This window comes from Paenibacillus sp. VT-400 (genome assembly GCF_001029205.1).
GTDB classification, from domain to species: domain Bacteria; phylum Bacillota; class Bacilli; order Paenibacillales; family Paenibacillaceae; genus Paenibacillus; species Paenibacillus amylolyticus.
In genome coordinates, this window is sequence record NZ_LELF01000067.1 from 3,765,051 (window position 1) to 3,777,771 (window position 12,721).

Sequence of the window (12,721 nt, forward strand, 5' to 3'; positions counted from 1 at the left end):
CAGGCTTTTTTATTCGTACTTGGCACCCTTGCCAGTAATACCCATTCTGACCAATGATGTATTTCAGACCATTTTATTGAACTCCTTGCGAAGTCTTTTAATGATTCTTTTTTCGAGTCGAGAGATGTAGGATTGGGAGATTCCGAGGAGATCGGCTACATCTTTTTGTGTCTTTTCTTCCCCATCCGTCAGGCCAAAACGAAGCTCCATAATCATTCGCTCGCGCTCCGTTAATTTTTCCAGTGCCTTGTGCAAAAGTTTCCGGTCTACCTGCTCTTCAATATTCCGATAGATTGTATCGTTTTCTGTACCCAATACATCGGATAATAATAGTTCATTTCCATCCCAATCAATGTTGAGCGGTTCATCAAAAGAAACTTCAGTTCGGATCTTACTATTACGTCTCAGGTACATCAAAATTTCATTTTCGATACAACGTGAAGCATAGGTTGCCAGTTTGATTTTCTTTTCCGGGTCAAATGTATTAACTGCCTTGATCAATCCGATCGCTCCAATGGAGACCAAATCCTCAATATTGATTCCTGTGTTTTCAAACTTTCGTGCAATGTACACCACCAGACGCAGGTTGCGCTCAATGAGCATCGCGCGAATGGCCGAGTCTCCCGAGGATAATTTTTGCAGCAAAAATTCTTCCTCTTCCCTTGTCAAAGGCGGCGGAAGTGCCTCACTTCCCCCAATATAATAAATCTCTTCACTTTTGAGTCCCAACAAAAATAACAGACGGTAATATTGCAGCTGCGCCACCAGTTTCCATTTCACAAGCATGTACGTTCCTCCTATACCACATTCAGCGGCTTTTCTGTTGCTCCCGCAGAGAGAGCCGTAGACTGCGCAGAAGCAGCGTCTTGCACAAGTTCAGGATGAATCACGGCCTGGTATTTCCCATCCGACGACAAAACACCTCCATCCAGCCCAATAAGTACCCTTGTCGTCTCATAACATGTTTCCTCCATCGTCACCTTCACCCGGTCCGGCTTCATTGCCAGCATAAACGCAGTCCCTTTGTTAATGCCCCGATAAGGCACCAGCCGCAGTCGATCCTGCCACTGAAAACTTTCCTGATCAAGCTCCAGAATAAGGTTGTCCGGCGCCTCGTCCTTGAGTCTACCCTTCCATGAAGCGGGTAACATGTCTTGCCATAACGAAACCTCCATTACCATGACCGGCATGCGCGATAAGGGATCTGTGAGTTGATTGCCCGTATCCAGAAGGCCTGTACAAGAAATGACTACCTCATCGATGCAGACCTCAACTTTACCCAAATAGGTCGTCATGCGATCCGTTTTCCGTTTTGAACTCTGCACAGCTTTGAATAAAAACAGGATAGAAAAAAATACGATAAACGTGAACCAGAAAGCAATTTTCAGATCAAATGACATACCGCCAGAAGCCGTGAACCAAATGCCGTTAAACAACTCACCGGAGCTCTGAAGCATGTAATGCACACCCAGAATACCTCCGGCAGCGACAAAATTAATCACATAGAAGGTACCGAGCGTCCTCGCAAAAGCCTGCAGACCTTTAAAACCAAAAGCAATCGTAAGCATGACCAGCGAGAACCCGAACTTGATCAGAAAGGTGAACATAAAATCAAACTCCGGTACAAACATCATGACCACGTATAATGCACCCACAATGGCTGACAGCAACCATCGCCACCAAACCAGCTTTGTCTTGCGCATCCAAGCGGTCATTCCGATGAGTGCACCGTCAATACACAGGTTTGTCAAAAAAATTAGATCCACATAAACAACCAAAGTCTTCACCTGCCTGCGCGCAACATATCGAAATACCGGTACCCGATATCCTGATATTCATGAGCATATTCACAAGTATACGGAGCCCCCTGTTCAAAGTCTGTCTAATCATGGGGGTGTGGTTCCAACTTTTTTTGTCGGAATTGCTCAGGCCCTTTGTTCAGAATTTGTTCATTGCTGTATGCTATGATATCTAAATAAACAGAAAAAACCCGGTCGCTCCATAAGGAGTACCGGGTTTCCAATAAATTGATTTGCGTATTAATCGTTGTTATTATTGCGTGAACGATTGCGTAAAAATGTCGGAATGTCCAGCTGATCATTGCTCGGCTGATTTCCGAAAGGACGCAGGTTCGGCGAACGCGTATCCGTCGTCTCCGCTGTTGCTGGAGCTGGCTTACGTCCTGGTGGTGGTGGAGCAGGTTTATCTTCAAAACCGGTTGCAATAACCGTAACCTTAATCTCCTCTTTCAGGTCTTCGTCAATGATGGCACCAAAGATCATATTCACTTCCGGGTCGGAAGCAGAAGTTACGATCTCTGCCGCTTCGTTCACTTCATACAGGGACAGATTAACGCCACCCGTAATATTCATGATTACACCGCGAGCACCTTCAATAGAAGTTTCCAACAAAGGACTCATAATGGCTTTCCGTGCTGCTTCTGCGGCACGATTCTCACCAGTTGATTCACCAATCCCCATAAGGGCTGAACCACGTTCGTGCATAATCGTTTTGACGTCAGCAAAGTCAAGGTTGATCAGACCCGGTACAGCGATCAAATCAGAGATACCTTGTACAGCTTGACGAAGTACGTTATCCGCTTGACGGAATGCTTCAAGCATAGGAGTCTTTTTGTCCACGATTTCGAGCAAACGATCATTAGGAATCACGATCAGTGTGTCGACTTTTTCCTTGAGAGCTTCAATACCTTGCTCTGCATGGCTGGAACGCTTGCGTCCTTCAAATGTAAATGGACGAGTTACGACACCAACGGTAAGTGCACCACACTCTTTAGCGATTTCGGCAATAACCGGAGCCGCACCTGTACCTGTACCACCGCCCATACCGGCTGTAACAAATACCATGTCTGCACCTTTCAACGTGTTCATGATCAGATCGCGGGACTCTTCCGCTGCTTTTTTACCTACATCCGGGTTGGCGCCAGCACCAAGACCACGAGTCAATTTATCACCGATTTGCAATTTATGCTCGGATTTCGCCAGGTGTAACGCCTGAGCATCCGTATTTACCGTAATAAATTCAACACCTTGTACACCATTTTCAATCATACGGTTGACTGCATTGCTTCCGCCGCCGCCTACACCGATGACTTTAATTTGAGCCAAGCTCTCCATCTCGAAATCAAATTCCAACATATTATTCCATCTCCCCCTCAATGTGCATGGATGGCCCGTCCAATTTTTGATTTGAACCGAATCAATTTCATATATCGACGAACGAAAGCGTTTATTTTAGTACCGGCGCATTCAGACGGCTTCAAGAATGTATGAAATGGATCCAACCTGTTATATAAATTCGCTGAACATATTCTTCAGCCGCTCGAAAAGACCGGGTTTTTGCTCCGATTCCTGTGCCGTATTTGGCTTCGGACGGTTGGTCGGTTTCTTGTTGTTATTATTGTTGTTGTTATTTCCACCGCCGTTATTGATCGAGGGACGAATGCGCAAACTGCGAATTACACTGTGCAATATGCCGACTCCGCTTGTAAACCCGGGGTCACGCACACCAATATAATCCGGAACTGCAACTCGTACCGAAGCAGCAAGCTCATGCTGAGCGACCTGCAGAACCCCCGGCATAGAGACCGTACCTCCCGTTAGTATATAACCTCCAGGAAGCTCGTTGTAACCAAGACGCTTCACTTCTTGGGATATCATCTGGAATATTTCTTGAACCCTAGGTTCAATAATTGCTGCCAGATCCTCCTGTGAAAACTCCTTGTCTACATTACTGCCAATTCGGGTGACTTTGAACATCACATCCGCAGCAGCATCATCCAACCAGGCGCAGCCATATTTCAGTTTCACCTTCTCCGCCTGATCCGTTAACGTGCGTAAGCCATAGGCGATATCATTTGTTACGAATTCCCCACCTATAGGCAACGTTGATGTTGCAACAAGACTGTCTTCTTCAAAAATGGCGATGGTTGTTGCACCTGCTCCAATATCAACAAGCACTGAACCCATCGTTTTTTCATCTTTGGACAAAGCCAGTTGACCCGCTCCAAGCGACATGAGAACCAGATCGCTTACTTTCAGACCCGCTTTTTCCACGCAGCGCAAAAGATTATGTATCGCGGTTTTTGCACCCGTAATGATCGTTGCTTCAACTTCCAGACGAACACCAATCATACCACGGGGGTCCTGTATGCCCTCCAAGCCATCTACAACATATTGCTTGGCGACAACATCAATAATTTCCCGTTCCGGCGGAACTGCAATGACTTCGGCTGCTTTCAACACCCGTTCCATGTCTTCTTCTCCGATTTCACGATCCTCGTTAGACACAGCCACGACGCCGTGACTGCTCATCAGTCCGATATGATTTCCCGAGATTCCAACATACACTTCGGATATTTGAATACCTACCATACGTTCTGCATGATCCACTGCGTTGCGAATCGACTGCACCGTCTGATCGATATCTACGATTACACCTTTGCGAATTCCCTCCGAGTCGGCAGATCCAACTCCTATAATATTAAAGGTTCCATTATTCATTTCCCCAATAATAGCGCGAATTTTGGATGTACCGATGTCCAAACTAACAATGATGTCATTGTTGCTCAAGTCTGTGGCACCTCCTGACTCCAATAGTAAATTACGTTCGAATTTAAACACTCTTAAAACATATTCAACACACTTCAGGCTTTCCCTCTTTTTTCTACAATGTTTTTGGGTGTCAAAATCTGGTTGCCAGACATAAAACATTGAAGAAAAAAGAAGGAGGCAACTCATGTGCCATAAGTTCAAGTGTATCATTTTTTCTTCATCTCAGAAAGAACAAGTTTCATTGCTCTGACGGGGTCAAACCCCGACCTGCCTAGGCTTTCATATTCAGTCCAGCCTCATGATGGCAAAGATCAGGGGCTTGCTCCTGGTTCAGCATCATCTTCCGGGTCATCCGGGATGAAAGGGACATAGGTATCTGCCTCAAGCATGGTGATTTTCCCAGGCCGTTCGGTCTCAATCACCTGATTCAGATACTCCACTTTATCCGATAAAAGAGAGACGGTTGTAATCACTTCAAACTGCGATTTGGTATACATCCGAATCTGATCCGGAAATGAAGGCGTTGGATTTGGAATAATTTCTGAAATATCCGTCGTTAATTCATTCGGAATTTTAGCCAGTGTCTGGCTCAGTTTGGCTTTGAGTGGATCATCAGCCTTCCATTGGGTCAATATGGGCTTCTCCACAGCAACACCAATTGTTGCCGGAACCGTCAAGCTTGTCCCACTGGCTAATATCGCTTTTAGCGTACCGTCAGAACCAAGCTCATAAGCAACCGTGGCATATTCCTGAACTTTGATATGGATAATCCCCGGAAACTTTTTGTCCACGGTAACGGTGGAAATCGCCTTGATAGTCTTGAGAAGCTCAATAACCTCGGCAGTACTTGTCCCAAAAAATTGTTCGCCTTCTTTCAGTCCGCTTTTCTCCAGCAGTTCTGAAGTTGCTGTATATACATTACCCGTAATTTCAATTGCCGAAATCCGACTCATGGAAGAACGAAAGAATAATACAGCCAGCAATACAATAAATAATAATAAGAGAATAATTACAATTTTGCGGCTTGTGTTTCCTTTTGGCCGATTCTTCTTCAGAACCGGAATTTGACTTTTAGGCATAAGTAGCGCTCCACAAAGCCTCAGGTCCCCTCCCTTCAAGAAGGGGACGCCAAGGACGTTAATTGGCAAAATCCAACTGTTTCGAAACGGGCGACTGTCGCTCAACCGATGCTCCAAGACTTTGGAATAACTTCTCGATCTGATCGTAGCCCCGGTCAATATGATGCACTTGCTCTACAACCGTTTTGCCTTGAGCAGCCAGACCAGCAATGACCAGAGCTGCACCTGCACGAAGATCGGTTGCTTCTACTGTAGCCCCGTACAGACGGGGAACACCACGGATAAATGCTGCGTTCAGATCGACTGAAATATCAGCCCCCATCACATTCAGTTCATCCACATGTTTAAACCGGCCCTCGAATACCGTTTCCTTCATCACACTGAATCCGTCTGCCAGACTGAGCAGCACCATGATTTGCGATTGCAAATCTGTCGGAAACGAAGGATACGGAGAAGTCACAATACGGTCTACTGATTTGGGACGGCTCATACAGCTCACCGTCATTATATCATTGCAGACTGTGATTTGAACACCAGTGCGCTTCAATACATGTATAAGTGAAGTAAGATGAGCAGGATTGCAGTGTGTAAGCGTAACATTGCCTCGTGTTGCTGCTGCTGCAATCATCACGGTTCCAGCAACGATTCGATCCGGTATAATCTCATAGGAACAAGGTTTCAGTTTCTCAACGCCATTGATCGTGATTGTATCCGTTCCTGCACCAATAATGCTTGCACCCATAGCATTCAAAAAGTGTTGCAGGTCCTGGATTTCAGGTTCTCTTGCGGCGTTGCAGATGGTTGTCGTCCCTTTAGCCATAACGGCTGCCATCATGATATTCTCCGTCGCTCCCACACTTGGGAAATCCAAATGAATATCTGTACCCACCAGATTGTGCCCATGACAGATAATCTGTTGGTCCTGCTCTTCAATCAAAGCTCCGAGCGCTTCCAGGCCCCGGAGGTGAAGATCAATTTTGCGTTCTCCAATGGCACAGCCTCCTGGCTGATACACTGACACTTGCCCAAACTTAGCCAGCAATGGTCCCATCAAAAAAATGGAAGAGCGCATCTGCTTCATTAGATCTTCTGGCACATCATATGACCGGATAGACGAGGTATTAATCGTCACTGTTCCCTGTTCATGCCGACACGTGCATCCAAGCCGTTCCAGGATATACAGCATCACTTCAATGTCCAGCAAGTGTGGAACGTTATGCAGTGTAACTTCTCCATCTGCCAACAAACTTGCGGCCATAATCGGTAAAGCGGCATTTTTTGCTCCATGGATGCGTATGGATCCTGAGAGGGGTTTCCCGCCTTCAATCACCAATTTGTCCAATGTATCACCTCCGGGGTTTACCGCTCACCCACTACGAAGACTTCCGGTACCAGGTTAATACCGTTTTGAGATGATATAGTGCTCTGTATCTGCTGCATTAGGGTGATAACGTCCTCTGCTGTTGCTTGGCCTGTATTAACAATGAAATTGGCATGCATGTTGGATACCTGTGCGCCTCCCTGGGTCATTCCTTTCAGCCCTGCTGCTTCAATCAGACGGGCCGCATGATCACCCGGTGGATTTCGGAATACACTACCTGCACATGCCATCTGCAGTGGCTGTGTGCGGCGTCGGCGATCTTTGTAAGCCGCCATCGTTTCCGAAATGACGTTGCGCTCTCCATGCTGGAGTTCAAACGTAGCTTCCAGCACGATGCCTCTCCGATCATGCAGAACAGAGTGGCGATAGGCAAAATCCATGTCCTCCTTGCTGTAACGTACCAATTCCCCTGTCTCCAGTACAATCTCAGCGAATTTGAATATCCGTGACACATCCGATCCATGCGCGCCTGCATTCATGTATACGGCTCCACCGACAGTGCCGGGGATACCGCTGCCGAATTCCAGACCGGTCCATTCCTTTTTGGCAGCAACCACGCTGAGTTTAACAAAAGAATGCGCCGCTCCGGCGGTTACACCGCCTTCGTGAAATTCGGCATAATCAAAGCCCTCGCCTGGTTTCACCACAACACCACGTATTCCTTTGTCTGACACCAGCATGTTTGAGCCCCGTCCAAGCTGCATCCACGGAATCTGATACGTGTGAAGCAATTGAACGAGATTCATCATCTGCTCTTTATTCTCGGGAATGACCAGTGCATCCGCAGGACCGCCGATCTTCCATGTGGTGTATTTGGCTAGCGATTCGTTTTCAAGAACTCTGCCAACATTATTCTGGGATAGTAACGATATCCACTGATGCATGTTTGCTTCCTCCTTCGCTTCAAAACCGATGAGCACGGTATGTTCTGTTGTTACAGACCGTGTTCTGGCGCCATGGAACGATGGTCACGATTTATACGGTATCTTATGTCAGCCCCGTCTTGTGTGTGACAATCGCCCACAATCACACTTTATCGGCGTGCAGCAAGACGCTGAATTTCATGAACAAGCACTTCAGCTGCATCGGGTTTCCCCAGTTTCCTAGAGGCTTCAGCCATTCGTTTGCGTCCCGATTCATCATTCATAATCTTGGCGATGGCTTCATACAGGACTTTGCCTGTAAGATCCTTCTCCAGCATCGTGAGTGATGCGCCTCCACCTTCAAGCGTGCGTGCATTGGCTTCCTGATGATTATTAGTCACGTTAGGTGACGGAATCAGGATCGAAGGAATACCCAGTGATGTAATCTCCGCAAGGAATGATGCACCTGCGCGGTTTACAATCAAGGATGTGCAGGCAAGCACCTCAGGCATATTATGCACGTAAGGCAGGACATGCAGGTGGTTTGGCATCGTACCCAATGAGCTGCGAATGGCTTCACGCGTTTCATCAAAATAGGTATCGCCTGTCACGTAAACGACATGTACATCGTCCAGTTGTTCCAGCATTGGAGCCATGTCCACCATGGCCTGATTGATTGCTTTTGCCCCGCGACTGCCACCAACCACAAGAACAACACGGCTGTTCATCGGTACACCTAACGTGGCAAAACCACGATCACGGCTAGCTTGGGCTACCGTAGTCGCTCGCGGATTACCAGTGTAGATCACCTTTTTTGCGCCGGAAAACGATTTTTCAGAACCTTCAAAGCTAACGGCAACCGTGTCCACATAACGCATCAAAAATTTGTTCGTCAGACCAGGGATGGCGTTCTGTTCATGAATTATACTCGGAATCCCCAGTTTTGTTGCTGCATATACCACAGGTCCACACACATATCCACCTGTACCAATCACAACATCCGGTTTGAATTCCTTCAGCATTTTTTTGGACTTGCGTACTCCTTGAATGAAACGCATGACCGTCTTCAGGTTTTCGATGGACAATTTCCGTCGAAAGCCCGTAATATCAATGGATTTAAAAGGAATATTTTCTTGGGGAACCAGCTTACTTTCCAGCCCTCTGGTTCCTCCGATGTATAGAAATGTCGAGTCCGGATTCTCCGCCTCGCATTGTCTTGCTATGGCAACGGCCGGATAGATATGTCCACCCGTACCGCCACCGCTTAGAACGACTCGCATCGCATAGTCACCTCGCATAACGGGATAAATTCACTAAAATGCCCAGTGCTGTGAGCATGAGGGTCAATGATGACCCGCCGTAACTGATCAGAGGCAATGTAATGCCCGTAACAGGCATCATGCCAATGACAACACCAATGTTAATAATGACCTGTACGGCGACCATACCTACGATACCAACACCAAGCAGACTGCCGAAGGCATCCGGAACGGTCATGGCTACACGCATCCCTCTCCACACCAGCACCAAAAACAACAATAATACAATCATTCCACCTATAAAGCCGAGTTCTTCGGCCAAAATACTAAAAATAAAGTCCGTTTGCGGTTCAGGTACATAACTGTACTTCTGCCGGCTCATACCCAGTCCCAATCCCGCCAGTCCTCCAGGACCAATCGCGTATAAGGATTGAATGATCTGATATCCGGCACCCAGCGGATCGGACCACGGGTCCAAAAACGCTGTGATACGCTGCAGCCGATAGGGTGCTGCTGCAATCAAAGCTGCAAACCCGGCTACGCCGCCAAGAGCAAGCAAGCTTAGATGTTTCATTCGCGCTCCGGCTGTGAAAATAATAAGCATCGCTGCGCCCATCATCACGGTGCCAGTCCCCAAATCAGGTTGCAGCATAATAATCCCAAAAGCCAAACCGATCAATCCCAGCGGTGGCAGAAGCCCCGTTGTGAAGGTTTTGATTTTACCCGGTTCCTTGCTCAGCCAGTGAGCGAGAAACAGAATCATGCCCAGCTTCATGAATTCTGAGGGCTGAATACCAAACGAACCAATGCCCAGCCAACTTCGTGCACCACCGCGAACCACACCGATTCCAGGAATGAGCACCGCAATGAGCATTATAAAACAGGCAATCAATATAGGCTTGGCATATTTCCTCCACACCCGGTAGTCTACATTAGCAGTTACGAACATGGCCACAAGCCCAAGCACCGCAAACAGGGCCTGTCTTTTTACAAAATAAAATGAATCGCCATAGTCATGAAAGGCAAGCACCGAGCCCGCACTATATACCATAATAATGCCGATGGCAAGCAATGCCAAAATACAAATCAGCAACCAAATATCTGGTGCCGGTCGCGTCTGTTTCATCAGGAGGCCACCCCTTGCATGGAAGTAGGGGCTTTTCCACCCCCCTACTTACAAGTTATGCGCCGCCTCTTTAAAAATGCGTCCCCGCTCTTCATAGGAAGCAAACATGTCCCAACTTGCACATGCCGGGGATAACAAAACGACATCTCCAGCAGTGGCAAGCTTCGATGCTTCCTGCACAGCAACGGTCAACGTCCGGGCAGCGTCCTCCTCATTATCGACGACCTTAATTTGCTTTAATCCGGCAAGTTCCGCGACCTTGGCAATTTTTGTCCGTGTCTCTCCAATTGCAACGACAGCTTTTACCCGTTCCTGGAACAAGGGTAACAACTCCATCATGTCTGACCCACGATCCAACCCTCCAGCAATTAATACAACCGGTTCCTTGAACGAATTCAGGGCCATAACCGTAGCTTTCGAATTGGTCGCTTTGGAGTTGTTGTAGTATGCAGAGCCGTTATACTCCAGGACATACTCAAGTCGGTGTTCAACTCCCTTGAAGTCTGCAAGTGGAGCAGCCAGCAACGCAGGATCAGCTCCTGCCGCTACGGCAATAGCCACAGCAGCCAGTGCATTCTCCACATTAAATCGCCCAGGAAGGCCAATGTCCTCAACGTCGATAATGATGTGGTGATCTCCGTTTTCATCTGCGTAAATTACCTGACGCTTCACATCATCCTCTTCTCCATCCACATAAGGAGGATCTGCATACACACCTGTATCCAATTTCTCTGTCACGGAGAAGGGGATCAATCTGCCTTTGATGTAAGGAACCAGACCACGACATACCGCATCATCCCAATTCAGGATGGCTACGTCGTCAGGCTGCTGATTGGCGAATAGTTTGGCTTTGGAAGCCACATAATCATCCATGTTCCCGTGATAATCCAGATGTGTCTCAGCAACGTTAAGCAAGCTGGCAATCCGGGGACGGAAATCAACCGTTCCTTTGAGCTGGAAACTGCTAAGCTCAACAACCATCCAGTTATCTGGAGAAGCTTGCTCTGCCGCTTCACAGAGAGGTGTTCCGATATTACCGGCAACGATCGGCTTGAGGCCGGCATGCTCCAACATTTTACCCACCCAAGTGGTGGTTGTTGTTTTGCCGTTGGAGCCCGTAATCCCGATCATGGGTGCAGCACATAGATGATAAGCAACCTCTACTTCGGTCAACACTTCAATGCCCAATGCCAAAGCTTGCTGCACAGGAGCAGCATGGTATGGGATACCCGGGTTTTTGACAACCAGCTTCACACCACTGTGAATCAGATCATCCGGATGCCCTCCGCATACAACAGAAATTCCCAAAGCCTCCAATTCGGAAGCTTCGGGACATTGATCTCTCTCTTTTTTATCATTTACTGTAACCTTCGCTCCGGCGCGATCCAGCACCTTGGCGACCTGTACGCCGCTTTTGGCCAATCCGAGCACGACTACTTGTTGTCCGCGATATGATTCAGGATGGTTCATGATCTACAACCCCTTGTTGAGATAAAGTCCAAGAGCGGCCAAAATTGCGCCTACCGCCCAAAAGGTAATAACAACCCGCCATTCTGACCAACCACTTAATTCAAAGTGATGGTGAATGGGGCTCATTTTGAATACACGCTTGCCACGAGTCTTGAAAGATACCACTTGAATAATGACAGACAGGATCTCGATAACAAAAATACCGCCAATGATGACAAATAGAAGCTCTGTTTTGGTTACAATGGCTACCGCACCAATCGCACCGCCAATCCCGAGAGAACCGGTGTCTCCCATAAACACTTTGGCCGGATGTGCATTGTATACCAGAAAACCGAGTACGGCTCCGATCATCGCTGCTGCACACACTGCTGCCGGCATCGACGTGGCTTGCATCGCCACAATGGCAAACGCACCAAAGGCAATCGCACTTACCCCTGACAGCAAACCATCCAGACCGTCGGTAAAGTTAACCGCATTGGTAATGGCAAGCATCATGAATACGACAAAAGGATAATAGAACCATCCGGTCCAGTCAAACGAGAATGACGTTCCCGGAATAGAGATGGCTGTGCTGTGTCCATTCTGGATCAGCAAGAAACACATCACTGCACTGAAGAACAATTGGCCCAGCATTTTTTGTCTGGCCGTCAGTCCCAGCGAACGTTTGAATACAATTTTGATGTAATCATCCAGGAAGCCAATGAGCCCGAATCCCAGCGTAGCCACGAGCAAGACATAAAAGTCTGTATTCTTGACTGCCGAAAATTTCAAAAAGGCCAATGTGAACGCAACTAAAATGACGACTCCACCCATTGTAGGTGTTCCGCTTTTTTTCAAATGGCTCTGAGGCCCATCTTCCCTAACTTGCTGTCCGAATTTCATCCGGCGTAACAGCGGAATCAGGAGCGGTGCGGCAATCACCGCCAAAATAAATGAAACGCCGATTGTTAACAGTAATACCTGAAAATCCAT

The 12,721-nt window shown here is 47.5% G+C and carries 11 protein-coding genes; all 11 read right to left on the reverse strand.

The features are described from left to right. Window positions 1-63 precede the first annotated feature (63 nt). The gene (gene sigE, locus EL84_RS27265; protein ID WP_017687308.1) at window positions 64-786 is read right to left on the reverse strand and encodes an RNA polymerase sporulation sigma factor SigE; all 723 of its coding nucleotides are present in this window, start codon (window positions 784-786) and stop codon (window positions 64-66) included. An 11-nt stretch (window positions 787-797) separates the two neighbouring features. After that, entirely contained in the window at window positions 798-1,778 is a 981-nt protein-coding gene (spoIIGA, locus tag EL84_RS27270) for a sigma-E processing peptidase SpoIIGA (RefSeq protein WP_047843746.1), read from the reverse strand. 261 nt (window positions 1,779-2,039) lie between these two features. Continuing rightward, a complete protein-coding gene (gene ftsZ / locus EL84_RS27275) occupies window positions 2,040-3,155 on the reverse strand; it encodes a cell division protein FtsZ (protein WP_017687306.1) in 1,116 nt (371 codons plus the stop codon). 150 nt (window positions 3,156-3,305) lie between these two features. Continuing rightward, window positions 3,306-4,589: a cell division protein FtsA gene (gene ftsA / locus EL84_RS27280; RefSeq protein ID WP_036614863.1), complete on the reverse strand. Its 1,284-nt coding sequence runs from the start codon at window positions 4,587-4,589 to the stop codon at window positions 3,306-3,308. Window positions 4,590-4,882: 293 nt separating this feature from the next. Continuing rightward, on the reverse strand, window positions 4,883-5,650 hold the full coding sequence (locus EL84_RS27285; protein WP_047843747.1) for a cell division protein FtsQ/DivIB: 768 nt from the start codon (window positions 5,648-5,650) through the stop codon (window positions 4,883-4,885). Window positions 5,651-5,708: 58 nt separating this feature from the next. Next, window positions 5,709-6,992: a UDP-N-acetylglucosamine 1-carboxyvinyltransferase gene (gene murA / locus EL84_RS27290; RefSeq protein ID WP_036614867.1), complete on the reverse strand. Its 1,284-nt coding sequence runs from the start codon at window positions 6,990-6,992 to the stop codon at window positions 5,709-5,711. Window positions 6,993-7,009: 17 nt separating this feature from the next. Beyond that, a complete protein-coding gene (gene murB, locus EL84_RS27295) occupies window positions 7,010-7,915 on the reverse strand; it encodes a UDP-N-acetylmuramate dehydrogenase (protein ID WP_047843748.1) in 906 nt (301 codons plus the stop codon). A gap of 149 nt (window positions 7,916-8,064) precedes the next feature. Further along, window positions 8,065-9,174, reverse strand: a complete 1,110-nt coding sequence (murG, locus tag EL84_RS27300; RefSeq protein WP_036674835.1) for an undecaprenyldiphospho-muramoylpentapeptide beta-N-acetylglucosaminyltransferase — start codon at window positions 9,172-9,174, stop codon at window positions 8,065-8,067. Between the two features lie 7 nt (window positions 9,175-9,181). After that, window positions 9,182-10,279: a stage V sporulation protein E gene (gene spoVE / locus EL84_RS27305; protein WP_047843749.1), complete on the reverse strand. Its 1,098-nt coding sequence runs from the start codon at window positions 10,277-10,279 to the stop codon at window positions 9,182-9,184. 48 nt (window positions 10,280-10,327) lie between these two features. Beyond that, window positions 10,328-11,749 (reverse strand): UDP-N-acetylmuramoyl-L-alanine--D-glutamate ligase, encoded by a 1,422-nt coding sequence (gene murD, locus EL84_RS27310; RefSeq protein WP_047843750.1) that lies wholly within the window; start codon window positions 11,747-11,749, stop codon window positions 10,328-10,330. A gap of 3 nt (window positions 11,750-11,752) precedes the next feature. Beyond that, the gene (gene mraY, locus EL84_RS27315) at window positions 11,753-12,721 is read right to left on the reverse strand and encodes a phospho-N-acetylmuramoyl-pentapeptide-transferase (RefSeq protein WP_047843751.1); all 969 of its coding nucleotides are present in this window, start codon (window positions 12,719-12,721) and stop codon (window positions 11,753-11,755) included.